General features: G+C 65.0%; 24 protein-coding genes. 15 read left to right on the forward strand and 9 right to left on the reverse strand.

What is annotated here, in order from left to right:
- Window positions 1-17: 17 nt before the first annotated feature.
- The 5 genes from ACO2Q4_RS10710 (at window position 18) to ACO2Q4_RS10730 (ending at window position 3933) form a co-directional block, all read left to right on the forward strand.
- A complete protein-coding gene (locus ACO2Q4_RS10710; RefSeq protein WP_395132367.1) occupies window positions 18-428 on the forward strand; it encodes a hypothetical protein in 411 nt (136 codons plus the stop codon).
- Window positions 429-555: 127 nt separating this feature from the next.
- Window positions 556-801 (forward strand): hypothetical protein, encoded by a 246-nt coding sequence (locus ACO2Q4_RS10715; RefSeq protein WP_311758232.1) that lies wholly within the window; start codon window positions 556-558, stop codon window positions 799-801.
- A gap of 66 nt (window positions 802-867) precedes the next feature.
- Entirely contained in the window at window positions 868-1080 is a 213-nt protein-coding gene (locus tag ACO2Q4_RS10720) for a hypothetical protein (RefSeq protein WP_311758231.1), read from the forward strand.
- A 115-nt stretch (window positions 1081-1195) separates the two neighbouring features.
- A complete protein-coding gene (locus ACO2Q4_RS10725) occupies window positions 1196-3193 on the forward strand; it encodes an acetyl-CoA carboxylase biotin carboxylase subunit (protein ID WP_423319187.1) in 1998 nt (665 codons plus the stop codon).
- An 80-nt stretch (window positions 3194-3273) separates the two neighbouring features.
- The gene (locus ACO2Q4_RS10730; protein ID WP_311758229.1) at window positions 3274-3933 is read left to right on the forward strand and encodes a hypothetical protein; all 660 of its coding nucleotides are present in this window, start codon (window positions 3274-3276) and stop codon (window positions 3931-3933) included.
- On the opposite strand, the gene ACO2Q4_RS10735 is transcribed toward ACO2Q4_RS10730, so the two are convergent.
- Entirely contained in the window at window positions 3899-4087 is a 189-nt protein-coding gene (locus ACO2Q4_RS10735) for a hypothetical protein (protein ID WP_311758228.1), read from the reverse strand. The two genes, ACO2Q4_RS10730 and ACO2Q4_RS10735, sit on opposite strands and share 35 nt — an antisense overlap.
- Window positions 4088-4186: 99 nt before the next feature.
- Complete coding sequence (locus tag ACO2Q4_RS10740) at window positions 4187-4711, reverse strand: DUF4174 domain-containing protein (protein ID WP_311758227.1); 525 nt, start codon at window positions 4709-4711, stop codon at window positions 4187-4189.
- A 57-nt stretch (window positions 4712-4768) separates the two neighbouring features.
- Here ACO2Q4_RS10740 and scpA point away from each other — a divergent pair, with 57 nt between their 5' ends.
- The 5 genes from scpA to ACO2Q4_RS10765 all read left to right on the forward strand — a co-directional run bounded on the left by scpA (window position 4769) and on the right by ACO2Q4_RS10765 (window position 10289).
- Window positions 4769-6913, forward strand: coding sequence for a methylmalonyl-CoA mutase (gene scpA / locus ACO2Q4_RS10745; protein WP_423319190.1), 2145 nt, complete (start codon window positions 4769-4771; stop codon window positions 6911-6913).
- 102 nt (window positions 6914-7015) lie between these two features.
- Window positions 7016-7504 (forward strand): GNAT family N-acetyltransferase, encoded by a 489-nt coding sequence (locus tag ACO2Q4_RS10750; RefSeq protein ID WP_395132359.1) that lies wholly within the window; start codon window positions 7016-7018, stop codon window positions 7502-7504.
- 58 nt (window positions 7505-7562) lie between these two features.
- Window positions 7563-8387, forward strand: a complete 825-nt coding sequence (locus tag ACO2Q4_RS10755; protein ID WP_311758224.1) for a glycosyl transferase — start codon at window positions 7563-7565, stop codon at window positions 8385-8387.
- Window positions 8375-8908 carry a hypothetical protein gene (locus ACO2Q4_RS10760; RefSeq protein WP_423319193.1) on the forward strand — a complete coding sequence of 178 codons (534 nt, stop codon included), beginning with the start codon at window positions 8375-8377 and terminating at the stop codon, window positions 8906-8908. The genes ACO2Q4_RS10755 and ACO2Q4_RS10760 overlap by 13 nt, the downstream gene beginning before the upstream one ends.
- A 64-nt stretch (window positions 8909-8972) precedes the next feature.
- Window positions 8973-10289 (forward strand): homoserine dehydrogenase, encoded by a 1317-nt coding sequence (locus tag ACO2Q4_RS10765; protein ID WP_311758222.1) that lies wholly within the window; start codon window positions 8973-8975, stop codon window positions 10287-10289.
- 32 nt (window positions 10290-10321) lie between these two features.
- On the opposite strand, the gene ACO2Q4_RS10770 is transcribed toward ACO2Q4_RS10765, so the two are convergent.
- A complete protein-coding gene (locus ACO2Q4_RS10770; RefSeq protein WP_311758221.1) occupies window positions 10322-10972 on the reverse strand; it encodes a GntR family transcriptional regulator in 651 nt (216 codons plus the stop codon).
- 31 nt (window positions 10973-11003) lie between these two features.
- Window positions 11004-11708 (reverse strand): M48 family metallopeptidase, encoded by a 705-nt coding sequence (locus ACO2Q4_RS10775; RefSeq protein ID WP_423319195.1) that lies wholly within the window; start codon window positions 11706-11708, stop codon window positions 11004-11006.
- A gap of 140 nt (window positions 11709-11848) precedes the next feature.
- On the opposite strand from ACO2Q4_RS10775, the gene ACO2Q4_RS10780 reads away from it, so the two are divergent.
- Window positions 11849-12172, forward strand: a complete 324-nt coding sequence (locus ACO2Q4_RS10780; protein WP_311758219.1) for an FYDLN acid domain-containing protein — start codon at window positions 11849-11851, stop codon at window positions 12170-12172.
- 124 nt (window positions 12173-12296) lie between these two features.
- Here the strand turns inward: ACO2Q4_RS10780 and ACO2Q4_RS10785 are convergent, their stop codons facing one another.
- The 5 genes from ACO2Q4_RS10785 to ACO2Q4_RS10805 all read right to left on the reverse strand — a co-directional run bounded on the left by ACO2Q4_RS10785 (window position 12297) and on the right by ACO2Q4_RS10805 (window position 17544).
- Window positions 12297-12806, reverse strand: a complete 510-nt coding sequence (locus tag ACO2Q4_RS10785; protein WP_311758218.1) for a CarD family transcriptional regulator — start codon at window positions 12804-12806, stop codon at window positions 12297-12299.
- 340 nt (window positions 12807-13146) lie between these two features.
- Window positions 13147-13485 (reverse strand): ferredoxin FdxA, encoded by a 339-nt coding sequence (fdxA, locus tag ACO2Q4_RS10790; protein WP_311758217.1) that lies wholly within the window; start codon window positions 13483-13485, stop codon window positions 13147-13149.
- A 165-nt stretch (window positions 13486-13650) separates the two neighbouring features.
- A complete protein-coding gene (locus tag ACO2Q4_RS10795; RefSeq protein ID WP_423319198.1) occupies window positions 13651-13929 on the reverse strand; it encodes an RNA-binding S4 domain-containing protein in 279 nt (92 codons plus the stop codon).
- A complete protein-coding gene (locus ACO2Q4_RS10800; protein WP_423319200.1) occupies window positions 13926-16904 on the reverse strand; it encodes a helicase-related protein in 2979 nt (992 codons plus the stop codon). Before ACO2Q4_RS10800 ends, ACO2Q4_RS10795 begins: the two co-directional genes overlap by 4 nt.
- 1 nt (window position 16905) lies before the next feature.
- On the reverse strand, window positions 16906-17544 hold the full coding sequence (locus ACO2Q4_RS10805; protein WP_423319202.1) for a tetratricopeptide repeat protein: 639 nt from the start codon (window positions 17542-17544) through the stop codon (window positions 16906-16908).
- Between the two features lie 136 nt (window positions 17545-17680).
- Here ACO2Q4_RS10805 and ACO2Q4_RS10810 point away from each other — a divergent pair, with 136 nt between their 5' ends.
- The 4 genes from ACO2Q4_RS10810 to ACO2Q4_RS10825 all read left to right on the forward strand — a co-directional run bounded on the left by ACO2Q4_RS10810 (window position 17681) and on the right by ACO2Q4_RS10825 (window position 21351).
- Complete coding sequence (locus tag ACO2Q4_RS10810; RefSeq protein ID WP_311758213.1) at window positions 17681-17965, forward strand: SCP2 sterol-binding domain-containing protein; 285 nt, start codon at window positions 17681-17683, stop codon at window positions 17963-17965.
- A 15-nt stretch (window positions 17966-17980) separates the two neighbouring features.
- Window positions 17981-18928 carry an alpha/beta fold hydrolase gene (locus ACO2Q4_RS10815; RefSeq protein ID WP_395132347.1) on the forward strand — a complete coding sequence of 316 codons (948 nt, stop codon included), beginning with the start codon at window positions 17981-17983 and terminating at the stop codon, window positions 18926-18928.
- 111 nt (window positions 18929-19039) lie between these two features.
- Window positions 19040-20869, forward strand: a complete 1830-nt coding sequence (locus ACO2Q4_RS10820; protein WP_423319289.1) for a M3 family oligoendopeptidase — start codon at window positions 19040-19042, stop codon at window positions 20867-20869.
- Window positions 20866-21351, forward strand: coding sequence for a GNAT family N-acetyltransferase (locus ACO2Q4_RS10825; RefSeq protein WP_423319204.1), 486 nt, complete (start codon window positions 20866-20868; stop codon window positions 21349-21351). Before ACO2Q4_RS10820 ends, ACO2Q4_RS10825 begins: the two co-directional genes overlap by 4 nt.
- Window positions 21352-21377 lie beyond the last annotated feature (26 nt).

Below are 21377 nucleotides of genomic sequence, written 5' to 3' on the forward strand. Positions count from 1 at the left end.
CAAGAACGGGGCAGATCATGCTGAAGCATCGCGGTTTTCCCGGCCGCCTTCCGGGAACGGATTTCCAGTTCACCATTCGCCGCGCCAACAAGAAGGGCGCAACGCCGCTTGTCCGGCGCGAGCGGTTTCGCGACCGCAGGGCGCCCGACCGCAAGGCGGACGAGGGCTTCATGGCCGCACTGATCCAGTGTTTCGGCGAAGAAACCTTTGTGCGCGGCAACCTTGATGCCGGTCGCCTGTCCTGGCTGATCGGACGCGAGGTGGTGCCCATCGGAAAGCTTGATCCGGTCGATTATGAGCAGGAATTGCGCATCGACATGAAGCGCGCCCAGGCCAGTTTCCCGGCCCTTTTCGCGGCGGACGCCCCCACCTTCGATTGGGACGATATCGACTGGGGCGACGACGAGGATTGGGACGACGAGGAATGAGCGGAATGCCGCGTAGCTGTGACATTTCACATGGAAGTCAGTTCCGGCTGACACACCCCCATGCAATATTGCAACTACCTCATTCACGAATGGCCCGCAAACGGGCCAATAATACAGGCAAAGAGCTATGCAAAATTCCGTCATCCTCCGCCTTTCGGGCGCCGTGCTTCTGGTTGCGGGTCTCGCGGCCTGCGAACCCAGCCCGTATGGCGGTTCGACCCTTTCGCCCGACGCGCAGCGTGCGGCAGGCGGCGCCCTGGCGGGTGCAGCCGTCGCCAAGATCCTTGACGAGAATGTCGCCACGGGCGCACTTATCGGTGCTGGCGCGGGCGCACTTTGTGACGACGCCGGCGTCTGCCAGCGCCGCTACTAATCCCGAATACCGGGTTGGCCGCGGCACGCAATGTCAGCTCGCGGCCCCTTTTACGGAGTATAGACCATGTCGAAGAAAATCGCCGCCGTCCTGGCTTTCGGCCTTCTGGCACTTGCCGGCTGCACCCAGGGCATCAACCCGACCGATACCGACCGCGCGCTTATCGGTGCCGGCACCGGCGCGGTCATCGCTGACCTCTCGGGCCATAGCGTCCTTGGCGGTGCTGCCGCTGGCGCTGCCGCCGGCGCGCTTTGCGACGACGTCCGCCTCTGCCAGTAACGCTGGTCATCTGAGCGTCGCGCCCGGCTTCGGTCCGGCGCCCATCGGATTTAGCCGTCCCGGTCCAGTACCGGGGCGGCTTTTTCATTTCCGCCTGCGGGCATAGGGGGAACGCATGTTCAAGAAGATCCTGATCGCCAACCGTGGCGAAATCGCCTGCCGGGTCATCAAGACCGCAAGGAAGATGGGCATTTCGACCGTGGCGGTCTATTCCGATGCAGATCGCAACGCGCTTCACGTCAAGATGGCAGACGAGGCGGTCCATATCGGTCCCCCGCCCGCGAACCAGTCCTATATCGTGATCGACAAGATCATGCAGGCGATCAGGCAAACCGGTGCCGAAGCTGTCCATCCGGGTTACGGCTTCCTGTCCGAGAACATGAAATTCGCCCAGGCGCTTGAGGCCGAGGGCGTGGCGTTCATCGGTCCGCCCTCGGGCGCGATCCAGTCGATGGGCGACAAGATCACCTCGAAGAAGATCGCCCAGGAGGCCGGCGTCTCGACCGTTCCGGGCTATATGGGACTGATCGCGGATGCCGAAGAGGCGGTGAAGATCTCGAAAGAGATCGGATATCCGGTGATGATCAAGGCCAGCGCCGGCGGCGGCGGCAAGGGGATGCGCATCGCCTGGACCGATCAGGAGGCGCGCGAAGGGTTCGAAAGCTCGAAGAACGAGGCCGCAGCCAGCTTTGGCGACGATCGCATCTTCATCGAGAAATTCGTCACCCAGCCGCGCCATATCGAAATTCAGGTTCTGGCCGACCAGCATGGGAATTGCGTCTATCTGCACGAACGCGAATGCTCAATCCAGCGCCGCAACCAAAAGGTGATCGAGGAGGCGCCTTCGCCCTTCCTGGACGAAGCGACCCGGCGCGCGATGGGGGAACAGGCCTGCGCTTTGGCGCGCGCCGTGGGGTATACCAGCGCGGGGACGGTGGAATTCATCGTCGATGCGCAGAAGAATTTCTACTTCCTGGAAATGAACACCCGCCTTCAGGTCGAACATCCCGTGACCGAGCTGATCACCGGCATCGACCTGGTCGAGCAGATGATCCGCGTCGCGAATGGCGAGCCGCTGCCCTTTGCCCAGGAAGATCTGAAGATCAACGGCTGGGCCATCGAAAGCCGCCTTTACGCCGAGGATCCCTATCGCAATTTCCTGCCGTCGATCGGGCGGTTGACGCGTTATCGCCCCCCGGCCGAGGTCGCTGACAGCGCGCATGTCGTCAGGAACGATACCGGCGTGTTCGAGGGCGGCGAGATCAGCATGTATTACGATCCGATGATCGCCAAGCTGTGCACCTGGTCCCCGACCCGCCATGAGGCGATCGAGCAGATGCGCCTTGCGCTGGATGAGTTCGAGGTCGAGGGCATCGGCCACAACCTGCCCTTCCTGTCGGCGGTGATGGACCACCCGAAATTCGTTTCCGGCGACATCTCGACCGCCTTCATCGCCGAGGAATACCCCGAGGGGTTCCTGGGCGCGGCCCTGCCCGAGGCCGAGATCATCCGGGTCGCCGCCTCGGCCGCCGCCATGCATCGCGTGGCGGAAATCCGGCGCACCCGCATTTCCGGACGGCTCGACAACCATGAACGCCATGTCGGGGAGCATTGGGTGGTGACGGTTTCCGGGCGCGAGTTCCCGGTTCGCATCACCGCCGACAAGCAGGGTTCGACCGTCGAGATCGAGGGCCGTAAGCTGCGCGTCGAAAGCGACTGGCTGCCGGGACAATCCCTGGCCCGCATCGCGGTGGATGGTGCGCCCTTGGTGATGAAGGTGGACCGGCTGCCCTCGGGCTTCAGGCTGCGTGTGCGGGGGGCCGAGCTGAAAACCTATGTCCGCCGCCCGCGCGCGGCCGAGCTTGCGCGCCTGATGCCCGAGAAGCTGCCGCCCGACACCTCGAAATTTCTGCTCTGCCCGATGCCGGGGCTGGTCGTGCGCGTGAACGTCGCCGCCGGTGACGAGGTGCAGGAAGGCCAGGCGCTGGCCACGGTCGAGGCGATGAAGATGGAGAACATCCTGCGTGCAGAGCGCAAGGGTGTCGTCAAATCCGTCAACGCCGCCGCAGGCGAAAGCCTGAAGGTCGATGACATCATCATGGAATTCGAATGATGGCCCGCCCCGGCGGTCCTGACCTGCCCACGTTGCGGCCCGCCACGGGCCGCATCCTTCAACAGCGCGATTAGGGAATCATGCCGCTTCTGGACGGTTACCTCAGCCCACCCGCGCAGCAGGCGCTGATTGCCGGATTGTTCCTGTCGGCAGGCTGGTGGGTGGTTGCCCTTCAGAACCGCAGACGGGACGCCAAGCTCCGGGCCGAGCGCGTGGACGATATGCAACGCGCCCTGGTGGCCGAGGTGCGTGCCCATGTCGTCGCGCTGGAGCGTCAGGTCCAGGACGACAGCCTGGACGGTATCCTTGCGCAGATCCAGGACGGGGATGCTCGGCTGGTCATCGCACATGGCGGCAATGACCGGATCTTTCGGGCGGTTCTGGCCGAGATCCACGTCCTGCCCGGCGCCGTGATCGATCCGGTGGTGATCTATTACCGCCTGGTCGCAGTCATGGACGCAATGGCCGATTCCATCCGGCGCCTGGCGCGCAATCATCCCGACCGCGCAAGTGAGATGATGGTGGATTACTTCCTGTTGACTCAGGAAACCCGCGAAGCCGGGCTTGATGTTCTGGAGATCCTGACGGCCAGCCTGCGTGGCGGAGAGGCCGAGATCCAGGCGATGCTGCGTCAGCAGCGCGAGGATGCGGGCAGCAGGCTACGAACCACCCTGCCGCAGGAGCTGGCGCAGATGCGCGAGCGCCTCAATACGCGATTTTCGGACCGGAGCGGCCTTTGATGGGTTTCAGGCCGATCACGCTGGTAATTTCGTTGGCGCTGCGCGCGCGCGCCAGCCGCTCGATCAGCGATTCAAGACGCGGATCGGGTTTGCCGCGCGGGGCCATGGCCGACGCGGTATCGTCGGCTTTGCGCGGCGAGGTCGATTTGGCCATGTCGGAACCCCTTTCATTCGGGCGCAGCCTGCGCCCTGCCTTCAAGATAGTGTGCCCGGGCCCCTGCCGCAATGAACTTGTTGCGAGTTTCGCAACGACCTATGGCAGCGCCGCACGACCGATCTCGCGCCGGCGCAGGGGGAACTTGTCAATCGCGCGGGTGATTTCGCGCACCGAACGCGGCGCGGGCATGCGCTGCTTGACCTGGCCGTCCTTGTCCATCAGCACGACCGAAAACCCCTCGGGGCGCAACTGCTTGCGCCAGGCGCTGGCTGCCGCGGGATCGGTATCCGTGATCACCACCACGTCGCGGATCAACAACGCGGCCGGATCGCGTCGCAACTGTGCCAACTGGGCGGTGAAATCGGGGTCCGCCGCCGTGTCGGCAAAGATGACCAGCGGCCGGGCCTGCCAGGTGAATTCCGCGGGCTCGACCTCGGACCCCGACAGGATCTGCAACTCGCCCTCGGGCAGCTTGCGCGACATGGGCTTGGCCTCGCTGGTCGCAGCAGGCACCTCGCCGCGCACAAAGGGGCTATGGCCATCGTCGGCCCCCTGGGGCCTTGGCCCCATCGCCGCCAGCAGCGGCACCGCAATCAGAAAGATCAGCCGTTTCAGTTTCATCGCCCTCTTGCCTCTTGCATCATATAAGAGCCGCCGGGCGCCGCGAAAGGATGTCAGATGAGCAAAAGCCCCGAAGCCCGCCTTGATGATTGGAAAAAACTTGCTTCGAAGGAGCTGAAGGGGGCCGATCCCGCCAGCCTGACCTGGCACACGCTGGAAGGGATCGAGGTCAAACCGCTTTACACCGAGGCCGATACCACCGGCCTGCCCCACCTTGGCAGCCTGCCGGGAATCGAGCCATTTACCCGCGGCCCCCGCGCGACGATGTATGCGGGGCGGCCCTGGACCATCCGTCAATATGCGGGCTTCTCGACCGCCGAGGAATCGAACGCCTTCTATCGCAAGGCGCTGGCGGCGGGACAGCAGGGCGTCTCGGTCGCCTTCGACCTTGCGACCCATCGCGGCTATGACAGCGACCATCCCCGCGTCGAAGGCGATGTCGGCAAGGCGGGCGTTGCCATCGACAGCGTCGAGGACATGAAGATCCTGTTCGACGGCATCCCTCTGGACCGGGTTTCGGTCTCGATGACGATGAACGGGGCCGTCATCCCGATCCTCGCCAGCTTCATCGTCACGGGAGAAGAACAGGGGCATCCGCGTTCGGTCCTGTCCGGCACGATCCAGAACGACATCCTCAAAGAGTTCATGGTGCGGAACACCTATGTCTATCCGCCCGAACCCTCGATGCGGATCATCGCCGACATCATCGAATACACCTCGAACGAGATGCCGAAGTTCAACTCGATCTCGATTTCCGGCTATCACATGCAGGAAGCGGGCGCGAACCTGGTGCAGGAGCTTGCCTATACGCTGGCGGACGGGCGCGAATATGTCCGCGCGGCGCTGAAAACCGGCATGGATGTCGACCAGTTCGCGGGGCGTCTGTCCTTCTTCTTCGCCATCGGCATGAACTTTTTCATGGAAGTCGCCAAGCTGCGCGCGGCCCGTCTGCTGTGGACGCGGATCATGAAGGAATTCGATCCCAAAAAGACCGGCAGCCTGATGCTGCGCACGCATTGCCAGACCTCGGGAGTCAGCCTGCAGGAGCAGGATCCCTATAACAACGTCGTCCGCACCGCCTATGAGGCGATGGCCGCGGCGCTTGGCGGCACCCAGTCGCTGCACACCAATGCGCTGGACGAGGCGATCGCGCTGCCGACTGAATTCAGCGCCCGCATCGCCCGGAACACCCAGTTGATCCTGCAGGAGGAGACGGGCATCACCAATGTCATCGATCCGCTTGCCGGCAGCTATTACGTCGAAAGCCTGACGGCAGAGCTGGCTGACAAGGCCTGGGCGCTGATCGAAGAGGTCGAGGCGATGGGCGGGATGACCAAGGCCGTGGCCTCGGGGATGCCGAAGCTTCGGATCGAGGAGACAGCGGCCCGCCGTCAGGCCCAGATCGATCGCGGGGACGAGGTCATCGTCGGCGTGAACAAGTATCGCCTGACCAAGGAAGATCCGATCGACATCCTCGACATCGACAATCACAAGGTGCGCGAGGCCCAGATCGCACGGCTGAACAGCATTCGCGCCAGCCGGGACGAGGTGAAATGCCAAACCGCGCTTGAGGAACTGGCGCGGCGCGCGAAGGAAGGCGGCAACCTGCTCGAAGCGGCGGTCGAGGCCGCCCGCGCCCGGGCCAGCGTGGGAGAGATCAGCATGGCGATGGAAAAGGAATTCGGCCGCCACCGGGCAGAGGTGAAGACCCTGGCCGGGGTCTATGGCGCCGCCTATGAGGGTGACGACGATTTCGCGCAGATCCAGCGCGACGTCGAGAAATTCGCCGAGGATGAGGGCCGCCGCCCCCGGATGCTGGTCGTGAAGATGGGCCAGGACGGCCATGACCGCGGCGCCAAGGTCATCGCGACCGCCTTTGCCGATATTGGCTTCGACGTCGATGTCGGCCCCCTGTTCCAGACACCCGAGGAAGCGGCACAGGACGCCATCGACAACGACGTCCATGTCGTCGGCATCTCGTCCCAGGCGGCGGGCCACAAGACCCTTGCCCCGAAACTGATCGCGGCGCTGCGCGACCAGGGCGCCGAAGAGATCATCGTGATCTGTGGCGGCGTCATCCCGCAGCAGGATTACGACTTCCTGAAGAAGGCGGGCGTGAAGGCGATCTTCGGTCCGGGGACCAACATCCCCGCGGCGGCGCGCGACATCCTGTCGCTGATCCGGGCAGCACGACCGGCCTGACACGGGGCCTTGCCGGTTCCGCTTGGCGTCGCGGCGATATCTGTGGAACAAGAAGGGCGCGCCGCCGCTGCATCGGCGGCGCGCCATCAATGCGAGGATACCATGCCCATCCGCCCCGCCACGCCCGAGGATCTGCCCGAGATCCTCGCCTTCTGGAACCCGATGATCCGCGAAACCACGGTCACCTTCTCGTCCGAGGAAAGAACGCTGGAAAGCCTGGGCCAGATGATCGCGACGCGCCGTGGCAAGGGGCGCGAATTCCTGATCGCCGAGGAAGACGACCAGATCATGGGCTTTGCCACCTATGACCAGTTCCGGGGCGGCAATGGCTATCTCCACGCGATGGAGCACACGATCATCCTGTCCGGTCAGGCACGCGGCCGTGGGCTTGGCCGCAACCTGATGCGCGCGGTCGAGGATCATGCCCGTAGCGGGGGCGCCCATACCATGGTCGCCGCCGTCTCGGCCGAGAACGAGGGCGGCGTCGCCTTCCACCTGGCGCTTGGCTATGAACCGGTCGGTCGCCTGCCGCAGTCGGGGCGCAAGTTCGGGCGCTGGCTGGATCTGGTGTTGCTGCAGAAGATCCTGTGACCCCGCCTTGCCAGCCCGCGGGGCCTGTGAAAGAGTCCCGTGAAACGACGAGGACGGCATGAACGACGGTCGCAACGGCACGGTCAAGCAGATCATCTGCATCAAGTGGGGCACGAAATTCGGGCCGGAATATGTCAACCGCCTGCACGGGATGATTGCGCGCAACATCACGCCCCCGTTCCGGTTGTTCTGCTTTACCGATGACGGGACCGGGCTGCATCCCGACATCGCCGTCCGCCCCCTGCCCGAGTTCGAATATCAGGCCCCGGTGAATACTCGTGGCAAATGGCCGAAATCGCGGCTTTGGGGCGATCTGGGCGACGTGACGGGCGTGGTCCTGTTCCTTGACCTCGACGTGATCGTGACCGGCAGCCTTGATGAATTCTTCAGCTTCGGTGATCCCGACGATACCGTCCTGGGACTGAACCCGAACACACCGCTGGAAAAGCTGGGCCAGACCTCGGTCTATCGGATGCGGGTGGGCAAGCTGAAACCGCTGCAGGATCTGTTCCGCGCCGATCCGCAGGGGGCTGCGGACAAGTACCGCTATGAACAGCGCTTCGTCACCCGCAACGCGCCGGGCGGCGTCAAGTTCTGGCCGCGGCGCTGGCTGGCGCATTTCCGCATGCAATGCGTGCCGATCTTTCCGCTGAACTACATCCGCGAGGCGCATATCCCGAAGGGAACGCGGATCGTCATCTTTCCGGGCAACCTGAACCCGCCCGACGCGATCGAGGGGCGCTGGGACCACAAGACCCCGCCTCTGGCCGCGATGGACCACCTGCGCGCGACCTTTGACGGGCGTCGGCGCGAAAGCCTGTCGAAGCACCTGCGCCACTATCTGCGGCCGGTCAGCTGGGTGAAAGAGCTGTGGCGCGAATAGGCGCCCCGCCCGCGACGCATTATACCCTGCCCGCCGATTTCGCGGCGACGCTTGGGCATTGCGTGGCCACCTTCGGCTGGCTGGAAGAGATCATCAAGCGCACCATCTATGCGCTGGACAAGGCCCGGCTGGCTGACGACCTGACCGAACGAGAATTGCACGCCTGGCTTTCCCGCATGTCCAGCCTGGCCGACGATTCGATGGGAACGCTGATCGAGCAGCTGGATGCCGCCATGCGCCGCCATCCCGGATTGCCGGATCGCGATCGCCTGACCCAGCACCTGAATGAAATCAAGCGGCAGCGGAACCTGCTTTGCCACGCCTCGTGGCGTCCGACCGACGATCCCGCGCGCTGGCATCCCGCCTTCGTCAACATGAAGGGCGAGATCTTCGACCACGCGCTGACCGTGGCCGAGCTTGAGGCAATCGGCCGCACCACGGTCGAGATCGGCAACCGCGTCCTGGGCGTCATGCGGGCGACCGGGATCCAGGGCCATTGGTCCGGGGATGATGACGGCTAAGCCACGCGTTGCAACGCGATCCGCCATCCGCTAACACCGCCTCACCTGTAGAAAAGAGCTTCACATGACCGCCCAGAACTCGGGGCAAGACGCCTCTCCGCTTCGTCTCGGCATCGCTGGCCTCGGGACGGTCGGCACCGGCACCGTCAAGATCCTGCAGAGACATGCCGCGCTGCTGGCAACGCGTGCGGGTCGCCCCATCTCTGTCACCGCCGTCAGCGCGCGCAGCCGCGCCAAGAACCGCGACATCGACCTGTCCGGCTATGCCTGGGAAGACGACCCGCGCAGCCTTGCCGTGCGCGACGATGTCGATGTCTTCGTCGAGCTGGTCGGCGGGGATGAGGGTGTGGCGCGCGAAGCCGTCACCGCCGCGCTGAAGGCCGGCAAGGATGTCGTGACCGCGAACAAGGCGCTGCTGGCGATCCACGGACAGGAGCTGGCCGAACTGGCCGAGGCGAACGGCTGCGTCCTGCGCTTCGAAGCTGCAGTCGCGGGTGGGATCCCGGTCATCAAGACCATGACCGAGTCGCTGGCCGGCAACGACATCCGACGCGTCATGGGCGTGATGAACGGCACCTGCAACTATATCCTGACTCGGATGGAGAATGCGGGCCTGCCCTATGACACCGTGTTCGAGGAAGCCCGGCAGCTTGGCTATCTTGAGGCCGATCCGACGCTGGACGTGGGCGGCATCGACGCCAGCCACAAGTTGGCGATCCTGGCCTCGATCGCCTTCGGCACGCGCCCGACCTTTGGCGCGGTCGAAATCGAGGGGATCGAGCGCGTCAGCATCGACGACATCCGCCGCGCCGCCGACATGGGCTATCGCATCAAGCTGCTGGGCGTCGCCCAGATGACCGGACGAGGGCTGGAACAGCGCATGTCCCCCTGCCTCGTGCCCGCCGACAGCCCGCTCGGACAACTTCAGGGCGGCACCAACATGGTGGTGATCGAAGGCGATTCGGTCGGCCAGATCGTCCTGCGCGGCGCGGGCGCGGGCGAGGGCCCGACCGCCAGCGCCGTCCTGTCCGACATCGTCGAGATCGCGCGTGGCGTGCGCATGCCGGCCTTTGCCCAGCCCGCCAGTCAGCTTTCCACCCCCGTCAGCGCCCGCACCGCCGTTCCCGCCGCCTATTACCTGCGACTGCAACTGGCCGACAAGCCGGGCGCATTGGCGAAGGTCGCGACGGTGCTGGGCGATGCCGGGGTCTCGATCGACCGGATGCGCCAATATGGCAAGCACGACACCGAGGGCGTCGCACCAGTCCTGATCGTCACTCACAAGACCACGCCCGAAGCCATCGACCTGGCCATCGAGGCGCTGCCGCGCACCGGCGTCATCCATGGCGAGCCGGTCGAGCTGAGGATCGAGGAAGTCTGAACAGCCCTCGCCCGCCCCCCGTGGGTGGGCATCTAGGTCTGCGACAGATGCCGCAGCCCGTGGGTCACGTCGGCCCGGACCGCCAGTCGCAGGCCGGGTTCGTCCCCGGCCCGCAGCGAGGCTAGGATCAGGCGGTGATGACGCGGCGGCTCTTGCCGCTTCACCCGGCCGTAAAGTGCCCGCATGGTCGGCCCCAGTTGCAACCACACCGTCTCCAGGATCGCGAGCATGGCCGGGGCCTGCGCGCGCAGGTAAAGCGTGCGGTGAAACTCCAGATTGGTGCGGATATAGCCCACGGCATCATGCCCCTCGGCCGCCTCGCCGATGGCGGCATTGATCAGGGCCAGCCGGTCGATCAGCGCCTGGTGGGCCCTGGGCAGGGCGCGCGTGGCAAGCTCTGGCTCGATCAGGGCCCGCAGCGCGGCCAGTTCCTCGATCCGCTCGACGGAAAGCTCGGGGGTCGAGATCCGTCCGGAAGAGGACAGCGTCAATGCGCCCTCGGCCACCAATCGGCGCACGGCCTCGCGCGCGGGGGTCATCGAGACGCGGTGCTCGGCCGCCAGTCCCCGCAAGGTCAGCGGCAGGCCGGGAGGCAACTCGCCCAGCATGATGCGGCCGCGCAGGCTGCGATAGACGCGTTCATGGGCAGAAATTTCTGCGGGACGGATGGGAAGCTTGTTCATCCCGCACGTGTGATCACAAACAGGGCCAAGGTCAACCGTCCTGCCCGTGAAAACGCCAGGCCAGAAGATCGTGGCCGTTCTGCCGCAACCAGCCGCGATGGCGCTGATAATCGGGCACAAGATGCGCGGTGGTCGCCCAGAAGGCCGCGGAATGATCCATATGCGCCAGATGCGCGACCTCGTGCGCGGCGACGTAATCCAGCACGGCGCGCGGGGCCATGGCCAACCGCCAGGAAAACATCAGGCGACCATCATGGGTGCAGCTGCCCCAGCGGGACCGCGTGTCCCGCAGCGAGATGGCGCGGAAGCGTTGCCCCAGCCGGGCGGCGTGGTGGTCACAGGCCGGGACCAGCCGCGCGTGGGCCAGATGCTTGAGATAGGCGGCCACGACCACGCCAACCGGGCGACCGCTGGGCACCAGAAGCCGATCCCCCTCGATTCGCGCCGACCGCACTGCGGCGGGGGTAACGGTCACGTCGAACCCCTCGACCGGCAGGACGGCACCGTGGCGGATGACGCTGGGTACCGGCATGGTCGCTCTTATCCGTCGCAGCCAATCGACACGGGATTCGACGAAGGCACGCCCCTCGGTCAGGCTGGCTTTCGTGGGCAATGTCAGGACCACCTGCCCCTCGGCACGCGTGACCCGCAGGGTCATGCGCCGCGCGCGCGACGACCGGCGCAGAAGCACCGGAATATCGCCGCCCACAAGGAACCCGTCATCCTGTCCGGTCATGCTCTTGAACCTGTCCCCCTGCTTGGTTACCTATAGCGCCTTGACCGGTGCCCGCACGCAAGGGGAAAAGGCTTTGACAGCCTGCACCACCTGTGGCAGGGGACAGCGGATTTACCTAACTGCGGCGGAAAGAGATTACCATGCCCAAAGAGGAATGGGGCACGAAGCGTCTGTGCCCCCACTGTGCGACCCGCTTTTACGATCTGACGAACGACCCGATGACGTGCCCGGCCTGCGGCAACGTCTTCTCGCTGGAAAGCCTGACGAGCGGCCGCTCGCGCTCGCTGATCGCCGAGAAGACCGCGGCGCGCGGCGAAGACCGCACCGACCTGGTGGATGACGAGGATCTGGACGATGATGCCGACACCGGCGATCTCGACGACGATCTGCTTGACGACGACGATGACGACGGCGACGTGTCGCTGGACGATATTGCCGATGTGCCGGATTCCGACGAGGAGTGATCCCGTCGCCGCATGAAATCGAGAGCCCCCGGCAGCAAGTCTGACCGGGGGTTTTTCATTCCGACCATGCGGACATGAAAAAGGGGCGCCCCGATGGACGCCCCGAATACAAATGTCGGTCGGATCAGGCCGCGCGCGAAACCAGCACGGCACCGACTTTCTTCTGGGCCCCGGCCTCGTCGATGCCGCTGACGGCGGCGACCTCGCGGGTCAGGCGGTCCAGCGCGGCCTCGTACAGCTGACGCTCGGAATAGGATTGCTCGCGCTGGTCGTCGCTGCGATGCAGGTCGCGCACGACCTCGGCGATCGACATCAGGTCACCCGAGTTGATCTTCTGTTCATATTCCTGGGCGCGGCGCGACCACATGGCCCGTTTCACGCGAGCCTTGCCTTTCAGCGTGGCAAGCGCCTGTTCAACCAGATCAGGGGTCGACAGACCACGCATCCCGATCTCACTGGCGCGCGCAGTGGGGACCCGCAGGGTCATCTTGTCTTTTTCGAACGAGATGACGAACATCTCAAGGCGCAGGCCGGCGACTTCCTGCTCTTCAATGGAAACGATACGGCCCACGCCATGGGTCGGATACACCACGAAATCATCGGGGCGGAATTCAGTCTTCTTGGATTTCGACATTGAGCTTCCTTCACAGCGGCGCCCGTCCACGGCGCAAAAAACCCCAAAGGCGGGTTCGCCCCAACCTTCTGGGCCAGCATAGATGATTTTTCCCTTAACCGGGCAGTCGGCAGGGCAGGCAGCATCGCCGGACAGGCCACTCTCGCGACCGGTTCGGCGACTTATGTCATATAGATATCACAAAATCGGGCCGAAATCAAAGGTAGCGGAATGGACGGCATCCCGCCTTGCCGCGTAGCGATTTGCGCCGATATTTCAGCGAAAAGCCAGCGGAATCGCGCCAACGCTTCGCATTCCCGCCGCGCGAATCGCGGCGAAAGGACGCAAGGTCACGAAAGGTTCAATCGCCTTCGCCCGGCGCTTCCGAGAAGTACTTCGCAAGTTTTCCGGACTGGCCGTCCATTTCCTCGTAACCAGGCATCGGCTCTTTCTTGCGGGTGATGACCGGCCAGAGTTCCGAGTATTTCCGGTTGAATTCCACCCACTGCTCCATGTCCGGCTCGGTGTCTGGGCGAATGGCGTCCGCGGGGCATTCAGGTTCGCAGACACCGCAGTCGATGCATTCGTCCGGGTGAATGACAAGCGTGTTCTCACCCTCGTAGAAGCAGTCCACGGGGCACACCTCCACGCAGTCGGTGTATTTGCACATGATGCAGTTATCGGTGACGACGTAGGTCATGGCGGCAAGCTATCCTGTATCTTGCCGGCTAGTTACGCTTCGGCGGTCGATCATTCAAGGCCGCGACGCTGGAAAAGACGGCCATTGGCCAAGGTCGGGCCGAAGCCGGACGGACGTTTTCAGGAAGGCCCTTCCGGCGGAAACCGGTTCGCCGTCACGGGCTCTTCAAACCCCGACTTCCTCGTACAATCCAACCGCCTCGCTGGAGGGCCCGCGGCGTTCGCCAAGCAACAGGACGCGCAGGGCGCGCACGCGGCCATGCGCCGAAACGGTGACGACGTCACCCGGCCGGACGATCTGTGCTGGCTTGGAGCAGGGATTGCCATTCAGGCGGATGCCACCCTGGCCGACCGCGTCGGCGGCCAGGGTGCGTGTGCGGAAAAGACGCGCGTGATGCAACCAGCGATCCAGCCGGATGCTGTCGGCCGTCCCCTCTTCGGTCACGTCTTATTCTTGAGCGAGGCAAGAATCGCGAAGGGGCTGTCCGGGTCGATCTTCTTCTCGGTCTTAGGGGGCCGGGCCTCGAAGCTTTTGGGGGCTTCGTGGCGGGGTTTGCCCTTGCCGCCGTCATGACGCGGCTTGCCCTTGGGACCGCGATCCGAACGCTCGCCGCGATTGTCGTCGCGGCGCTTGCCTTCGAACCGGTTCTCGCGCGGCTTGCCCTGCGGCGCTTCGCCCGAGGCATCGCGCTCGCGGCGCTGACCGGCATCGCCGGAACGGCGGCCCTGCCCCTGCGGCTGGCGCTCGCCATTGCGCTCACCCCCACGCTCGCCGCCACGTTCGGGACGGCGGTTGCCGCGCGGGCGCGGCGCCCAGGTGAAGGTATAGAAGGATTCGACCTCGGGCGCAGCTGCCTCGACCGTCTCGACTTCACCGGCCTCGACGGCCTCGGCGGCAGCAGCAGCGGCCTCCTCGGCCTTACGGGCGGCCTGCTCGGCTTCCCACTTGGCGCGCGTTTCGGCGACGAGGACGCTTTCCTCCTCGGTCAGCGGACGGTCGTGATCGGCGGGTTCCGGTGCGGCCTCGACCACGGCGGGCGCTTCCGCGCGGGCCTTCGGACGCTCACCCTTTTCGGCGTGATAGCCCAGGCCCTGCATCAGGCCCGAGAACTGCTCAAGCGTCATGCCGGTAATCGACAGCATGTCGGGCGTCGCTTCGAAACCGGCGCGGCTGTCCTGCGTGCGCAGCATGTCGGCCAGACGCTCCAGCATGTCGATGCGGATCGCGCGCTCGCCTGCAGGGTGATAGCCCGACAGCGTGTAATAGCCCTTGGGCACGTCCGGCAGATTGGGGATGGTCACCAGGCCCGGCGGCGGGCTTTCGGGGAATTCGCCCATGCCCTGATCCAGTCCCCACAGCACCAGCCGCAGCCGGGTCGGCGCGGGCTTCAGCAGCGCGGGCTGGAAGATCGTGAACTGGCCGAAGCGGACGCCGTGCTTGCGCAGCAGGCCGCGCGCGTCCTGATCCAGATCCTTGACCTCGTTCGCCACGCCTTCGCGCGGCAGGACGCCCAGCGCCTCGACCAGACGGAAGGCAAAGCCGCGGGCGAGGCCCAACAGCGTCTCGTCGTTCTTCAGCGTGTTCAGCGGCTCGAAGGCGGTCGCCACCTTGCGGTCGATGAAATGCTGAAGGCGGCGACGCACCTTCTCGATGATCTCGGGGCCGGCCTCTTCGTCCACGAAGGGCTCGACGCCGGGCTTCAGCGCCTCGGAACCCTTGACGAGCTTTCCAACGGCCGAGCTGCCCCACATGAGGCCGCCCTGCTCGGTAAAGTCCAGCTCGGTATCGGGAGCGTTATAGAACCTGTCGGCCCGAAGATGGAATTCGGGGCGCAAGGCCTCATAGGCGGCGCGGGTCAGCGTCCGCGCCTCGTCCCCGGTTGCATTCGGATCGGCGCGGAAGCGGAAACCTTCCAGACGGCCGGCAAATTCGCCCTCAACCGTCACTTCGCCCTTGTCGTTCACCTCGGCCAAAAGGCTCTCCTTCTGCTTGAGCCGGCGCAGCAGGACAGATGTGCGCCGGTCCACGAATCTTTGCGTCAGAGCGGCATGCAGCGCATCCGACAAGCGATCTTCTACAGCGCGCGTCTCGGCGCGCCAATGGCTTTCGTCCGAAACCCAGCCACTCCGCTGCGCGACATAGGTCCATGTCCGGATGAATGCCAATCGTTTCGACAGGGTATCAATGTCCCCCTGCACCTTGTCGATGCGCTGGATCTGGCCCGCCAGCCAGTCGCTGGGAACCCCGCCTTCCTGCAGAAAGCCCAGGATGCGGGCCAGCAGCGTCGAATGCTCGGCGGGCGAGATGCCGCGAAAATCGGGAATCCGGCAGACATCCCACAGCAGGCGGACATCCTTGGGGTGGGTCATGCGATCGCGAATCTCGGGCATCGCGGCCAGCGCCTTCAGCGCGCGCAGGTCGTCCGCCTCGCGTCCCCGGGTCAGCCATTCGGACTGGGGACTGGTCTCAAGGCTTTGGATCAGCCGGTCGACAGTGCCGAATTCCAGCGCCCCGTTGCGCCACATCAGGCGCGAGATCGGCTGGAAGCGGTGATTCTCGATCGCTTCGATCAGCCCGTCTTCCAGATGCCCGGCATCACCGGTAATGCCGAAGGTGCCCGGCTCGGTATGCCGCCCAGCGCGCCCGGCGATCTGTCCCAGCTCATGCGGGAACAGCGGGCGATAGCGCCGGCCGTCGAATTTCTCGGTTCCCGAAAAGGCGACATGCTTGATGTCCAAGTTCAGCCCCATGCCGATGGCATCGGTCGCCACCAGGTAATCGACCTCTCCGGCTTGATACATCGCGACCTGAGCGTTTCGTGTCCGGGGCGAGAGCGCCCCCATGACGACCGCGCAACCGCCCTTCTGGCGGCGGATCAGCTCTGCCGTGGCGTAAACCTCGTCGACCGAGAAGCAGACGATGGCCGAGCGCGGCGGCATCCGGCTGATCTTTTTCGATCCCGCCCATGTCAGGGTCGAGAAACGCTCGCGCCGCATGAACTGCACGCCCGGCACCAGCGCCGCGATGGCGGGACGCATCGTGTCGCTTCCCAGCAGCAGCGTCTCGTGCAGGCCGCGCATGTTCAGCAGCCGGTCGGTAAAGACATGGCCGCGCTCGGGATCGGCGCAAAGCTGGATTTCATCTATGGCGACGAAGTCCGCGCCAACCTCGGGCATCGCCTCGGTGGTGGCGACCCAGTATTGCACCCGGTCGGGGACGATGCGCTCCTCTCCCGTGACCAGCGCCACGACCGAGGGGCCGCGTGCCTTCACGATGCGGTCATAGACCTCGCGCGCCAGCAGGCGCAGCGGCAGGCCGATGACCCCCGTGCGATGCGCCAGCATCCGTTCGATCGCGTAATGCGTCTTGCCAGTATTGGTCGGGCCGAGAACGGCCGTGACCCGTGATCTGTCCTGCATGTCAGGCGTCCGTGCCCTTTGTCTTGTCTTCCAGACGCTCGACGGCGTCGGCTGCATCTTCCTGATGCGGGTGGATCTTCAAGCTGGCGCGATATGCCTCCAGCGCGCGCTTGTCGTCCCCCAGTTCCTCGAACATCGCGCCAAGCTGGGTCAGGGCACCGAAATGCCGTGGCTCCAGCGTCAGTGTCCGCGCCATGTCCGAGATCGAGGGACCGACCTGCCCCTCCAGATAGAACGCCACCCCCCGCAGATACCAGCCCCCTGCAAAATCCGGGGCATGGTCGGTCAGGGCGGTCAGATGGCCGATCGCGGCTTCGGTATCCCCTGCATCCAGTGCCGCCTCTCCACGCTTGTAGAGCAAGTCCAAGGCCGCCGAGCCCGAGCGTGACCAGATTCGCAGGATATCGGTTTCCGCCCGCGCCCAGGTCTCGCCATCCGGCTGGGCCAGTTCGGCAAACAGCAGATCCAGATCCTCACGCTCCTGCAGGCGGGCATCGGCGGTGGGCAGGTCCGGCTCGGCCGGTTCAAGCCCGGTCGGGGGTTCTGCCATCTCTGGCGAATCGGGATCGGGCGCGGTGCCGGGCGGTGCCCCATCATCCTTGGGTTGCGGCGCATCCGGGGGCGAAAGCTGTTGCGCCAACGCATGTCCCGACATGGCCGGCGACAGGATCAGGCCTGCCGCCACGGCAATATGGAAAAGGGGGCCTAGCCATCGCATATCCACTATGTAACTTTCCACCCAACCCATTTCCAGACACAGTCAAGGGAGAATTCAGATGAGTAAAGTGGTCGAGGCAGCCGTCGCTGCTCTGGATCCCAAAGCCAAGGGCTTTGATGGCACCGCCAAATTCGTGATCGAGGGCGAGGGCAGCGTCTACATCGACGCCAATGGCGCACGCGCGGCGGATGATGAGGCGGACGTCACTCTGACCGCCAGCCGCGAAACTTTCGAGGGACTTCTTTCCGGCGACGTGAACCCCACCATGGCCTTCATGACCGGCAAGCTGAAGGTCGATGGCGCGATGGGTACCGCCATGAAGCTGGGCGCCCTGCTGGGCTAAGACGCGGCATCCCCCGTGGACCCCGCGCCCTTCCGGTCCCTGCCCGGCGACCCCCACCCCCTGGCCCGGCCTTTCTGGCTTCGGGCCGAGGACGGGGTTCGCCTGCGGGCCGGACATTGGGCCTCGGACCGGCCACGGGGCAGCGTGCTGCTGTTTCCGGGCCGGACCGAGTATCTTGAAAAATATAACGCCCTCGCGCTGGACCTTTGCGGCGCCGGGCTGGATGTCCTGGCAATGGACTGGCGCGGACAAGGGCTATCGGATCGCCTGATCGCCGACAGCCGCCCCGGACATATCGGCAGCTTCAGCGATTATCAGCGCGATGTCGTCGAACTGGTCGTCGCCGCGAACGAACTCGACCTTCCCCGCCCCTGGCATCTGCTGGCCCATTCGATGGGCGGTGCCATCGGGCTTGCGGCGCTGCAGGACGGGCTGCCGGTCGACAGCGCGGTGTTTTCCGCCCCGATGTGGGGACTGCACCTGCGTCCGCCGACCCGGCTTCTTGCCATCGCCATGACCGCTCTCGCCCAGCGCCTGCGTCTGGACGAACGTGCGGCGCTTGGCTCGGGCGGGTACGAACCCTTCGTGCTGAAATGCCCGTTCGACGGCAACCTGCTGACCACCGACCCGGTCCGTTGGGGCCGCTTCGTGGCCGAGGCCGCCTCCTGGCCCGAACTTTCCCTTGGCGGCGTGACCAATCGCTGGCTGGGGCAGGCCCTGGCCGAATGCACGCGACTGGCCGCCCTGCCCTCGCCCGATCTGCCCGTCCTTGTCGGGCTTGGCAGCGACGAGGCCATTGTCTCTGCCCGCGCAATCCGCAGCCGTGTCGATGGCTGGGCCGGCGCGCAGCTGATGCTTCTGCCCGGTGCCCGACATGAGCCGATGATGGAGCGGGAAAGCGTGCGCACCCCCTTCCTTCGGGCGATCCTCCAGCATTTCGGCACAGTGGCGCACTCCGTCTGACAACTTCCTTGCGGGCGATGCCTTGCGGCTGGACGGCTTAACAGCCAAATTCCTTGGCAATCGAAAGGATTGACCATGACGACTTCCGCCGCGATTCGCTTTCCGTCCCCGATGCTTGGCCGCACGATTCCCCGCGACGAGAACGCCCTGCCCAGCGCCGCCCATGGTGCCGACCTGGGTCAGCTGCCGGACTGGGATCTGACCGATCTTTACCCCGCGCCGGATGCGCCCGAGCTGGCCGATGACATGGCCGCGCTGCGCAAGGAATGCTGCCAGTTCGCCCGCGACTATGAGGGACGCCTTGCCTCGCTGGACGGGCCGAAGATGCTGGAATGCATCGAACGCTATCAACGGATCGACACCCTTGGCGGGCGGCTGATGTCCTATGCCGGGCTGCGCTACTACCAGAACACCACCGATGGTGAGCGCGCCAAGTTCCTAGGCGACCTTCAGGACCAGATCACCGAACACACGACGAAGCTTGTCTTCTTCAGCCTCGAGTTCAACCGCATCGCCGACGACCGCTATGCCGAGGTCTTTGCAGATCCCGCCGGTCCCGGCCGCTACAAGCCGGTCTTCGACCGCATGCGCGCCATGCGTCCCTATCAGCTTTCGGATGAGCTGGAGCGCTTCCTGCACGATAACTCGGTCGTCGGTGCCGCCGCCTGGAACCGCCTGTTCGACGAGACGACCGCCGGCCTGACCTTCGATGTCGAAGGCGAGGAAATGGGGATCGAGGCGACGCTGAACCTGCTGACCGACCACGACCGCGCAAAACGCGAGGCTGGCGCACATGCACTGGCCAAGGTCTTTGGCAAGAACATCAAGCTGTTCGCCCGCGTCCACAACACGCTCGCCAAGGAAAAGGCGATCGAGGACAAATGGCGCAAGATGCCGACCCCGCAAACCGCGCGGCACCTGTCGAACCATGTCGAACCCGAGGTGGTCGAGGCGCTCAGGAATGCTGTCACCGCCGCCTATCCGCGCCTGTCGCATCGCTATTACCGGCTCAAGGCGAAATGGCTGGGGCTGGACAAGCTGCAGGTCTGGGACCGCAATGCCCCCCTTCCGAACGAAACTCCGCGGCTGATCCCTTGGGCTGACGCGCGCGCGACGGTTCTTGACGCCTATGCCGGGTTTTCCCCCAAGCTGGCGGATCTGGCCGAGCCCTTCTTCGACAAGGGCTGGATCGATGCGGGCGTGAAGCCGGGCAAAGCCCCCGGTGCCTTCGCCCATCCGACCGTGACGACCGTGCATCCCTTTGTGCTGCTGAACTATCTGGGCAAGCCGCGCGACGTGATGACGCTGGCGCATGAACTGGGCCACGGCGTCCACCAGCGCCTTGCCAGCGCACAGGGCGAGCTTCTGGCTTCGACCCCGCTGACGCTGGCCGAAACAGCTTCCGTCTTCGGCGAGATGCTGACCTTCCGCGCGCTGCTGGCCAAGACCACCGACCCCGCCCAGCGCAAGGCCCTGCTCGCCGGCAAGGTCGAGGACATGATCAACACCGTCGTGCGTCAGATCGCGTTCTATGACTTCGAGTGCAAGCTTCACGCCGCCCGCGCGGAAGGAGAGCTTACCCCGGACGACATCAACGCGCTTTGGATGTCGGTGCAGGGGGAATCGCTTGGCGATGCGTTCGAGTTCATGCCGGGCTATGAAACCTTCTGGACCTATGTGCCGCATTTCGTCCACTCGCCCTTCTACGTCTATGCCTATGCCTTTGGCGATGGCCTGGTGAACGCGCTTTACGCCGCCTATGAGGACGGGCTTCCCGACTTCCAGGACAAGTATTTCGCCCTGCTGGCGGCGGGCGGCTCGCAGCATCACAAGGATCTGCTGGCACCCTTCGGCCTTGACGCCTCGGACCCCGCATTCTGGGACAAGGGTTTGTCGATGATCGAAGGCTTCATCGACGAGCTTGAGGCGATGGAGGCATGATCCATCTCGAGCCGATCGGCCGGGACGAATACGATCGCGTGGCCCATATCAGGGTCACGCCCGAACAGGAGCCGTTCTGCGGGACCATCGCAGGACATTTCGCGTCCGAGGAAACCGGCTGCGACTTTCACGCCGTCACCCGCGGCGCCCTGCCGGTCGGTTTCTTCAAGATCGATCGCGAATATCCCTCGCGCTTCGATTTTGCCGCAGAGGGAGAGCTTGGCCTGCGGGCCGTGATGATCGACCGGGCCGAGCAGGGGCGCGGAAGCGGCAAAGCCGCGATGCTGGCGCTTGGCCCCTATCTTGCCCGACACTATCCGGCAGCCGGGAGCTGCGTGCTGACGGTCAACGTCGTCAACCCGGCGGCGCGCGCGATCTATCTTGCGGGCGGCTTTGTCGATGATGGCGCGCTGTATCACGGCGGCCGGATCGGTCCCCAGCACATCCTGCGGCTGCGTTTGCCGAAATTGGCGGTCGCCTAGCCGGACGGCCTCGCCTATTCTGCCGC

It is taken from the genome of Paracoccus sp. KR1-242 (assembly GCF_049446195.1).
Taxonomy (GTDB): Bacteria; Pseudomonadota; Alphaproteobacteria; order Rhodobacterales; family Rhodobacteraceae; genus Paracoccus; species Paracoccus broussonetiae.

Excerpts from the sequence above, each read along its gene's own strand:
- ACO2Q4_RS10710 (WP_395132367.1), top strand. The coding sequence starts at position 18 with ATGCTGAAGCATCGCGGTTTTCCCGGCCGCCTTCCGGGAACGGATTTC.
- ACO2Q4_RS10715 (WP_311758232.1), top strand. The coding sequence starts at position 556 with ATGCAAAATTCCGTCATCCTCCGCCTTTCGGGCGCCGTGCTTCTGGTT.
- ACO2Q4_RS10720 (WP_311758231.1), top strand. The coding sequence starts at position 868 with ATGTCGAAGAAAATCGCCGCCGTCCTGGCTTTCGGCCTTCTGGCACTT.
- ACO2Q4_RS10725 (WP_423319187.1), top strand. The coding sequence starts at position 1,196 with ATGTTCAAGAAGATCCTGATCGCCAACCGTGGCGAAATCGCCTGCCGG.
- ACO2Q4_RS10730 (WP_311758229.1), top strand. The coding sequence starts at position 3,274 with ATGCCGCTTCTGGACGGTTACCTCAGCCCACCCGCGCAGCAGGCGCTG.
- ACO2Q4_RS10735 (WP_311758228.1), bottom strand. The coding sequence starts at position 4,087 with ATGGCCAAATCGACCTCGCCGCGCAAAGCCGACGATACCGCGTCGGCC.
- ACO2Q4_RS10740 (WP_311758227.1), bottom strand. The coding sequence starts at position 4,711 with ATGAAACTGAAACGGCTGATCTTTCTGATTGCGGTGCCGCTGCTGGCG.
- scpA (WP_423319190.1), top strand. The coding sequence starts at position 4,769 with ATGAGCAAAAGCCCCGAAGCCCGCCTTGATGATTGGAAAAAACTTGCT.
- ACO2Q4_RS10750 (WP_395132359.1), top strand. The coding sequence starts at position 7,016 with ATGCCCATCCGCCCCGCCACGCCCGAGGATCTGCCCGAGATCCTCGCC.
- ACO2Q4_RS10755 (WP_311758224.1), top strand. The coding sequence starts at position 7,563 with ATGAACGACGGTCGCAACGGCACGGTCAAGCAGATCATCTGCATCAAG.
- ACO2Q4_RS10765 (WP_311758222.1), top strand. The coding sequence starts at position 8,973 with ATGACCGCCCAGAACTCGGGGCAAGACGCCTCTCCGCTTCGTCTCGGC.
- ACO2Q4_RS10770 (WP_311758221.1), bottom strand. The coding sequence starts at position 10,972 with ATGAACAAGCTTCCCATCCGTCCCGCAGAAATTTCTGCCCATGAACGC.
- ACO2Q4_RS10775 (WP_423319195.1), bottom strand. The coding sequence starts at position 11,708 with ATGACCGGACAGGATGACGGGTTCCTTGTGGGCGGCGATATTCCGGTG.
- ACO2Q4_RS10780 (WP_311758219.1), top strand. The coding sequence starts at position 11,849 with ATGCCCAAAGAGGAATGGGGCACGAAGCGTCTGTGCCCCCACTGTGCG.
- ACO2Q4_RS10785 (WP_311758218.1), bottom strand. The coding sequence starts at position 12,806 with ATGTCGAAATCCAAGAAGACTGAATTCCGCCCCGATGATTTCGTGGTG.
- fdxA (WP_311758217.1), bottom strand. The coding sequence starts at position 13,485 with ATGACCTACGTCGTCACCGATAACTGCATCATGTGCAAATACACCGAC.
- ACO2Q4_RS10800 (WP_423319200.1), bottom strand. The coding sequence starts at position 16,904 with ATGCAGGACAGATCACGGGTCACGGCCGTTCTCGGCCCGACCAATACT.
- ACO2Q4_RS10810 (WP_311758213.1), top strand. The coding sequence starts at position 17,681 with ATGAGTAAAGTGGTCGAGGCAGCCGTCGCTGCTCTGGATCCCAAAGCC.
- ACO2Q4_RS10820 (WP_423319289.1), top strand. The coding sequence starts at position 19,040 with ATGCTTGGCCGCACGATTCCCCGCGACGAGAACGCCCTGCCCAGCGCC.
- ACO2Q4_RS10825 (WP_423319204.1), top strand. The coding sequence starts at position 20,866 with ATGATCCATCTCGAGCCGATCGGCCGGGACGAATACGATCGCGTGGCC.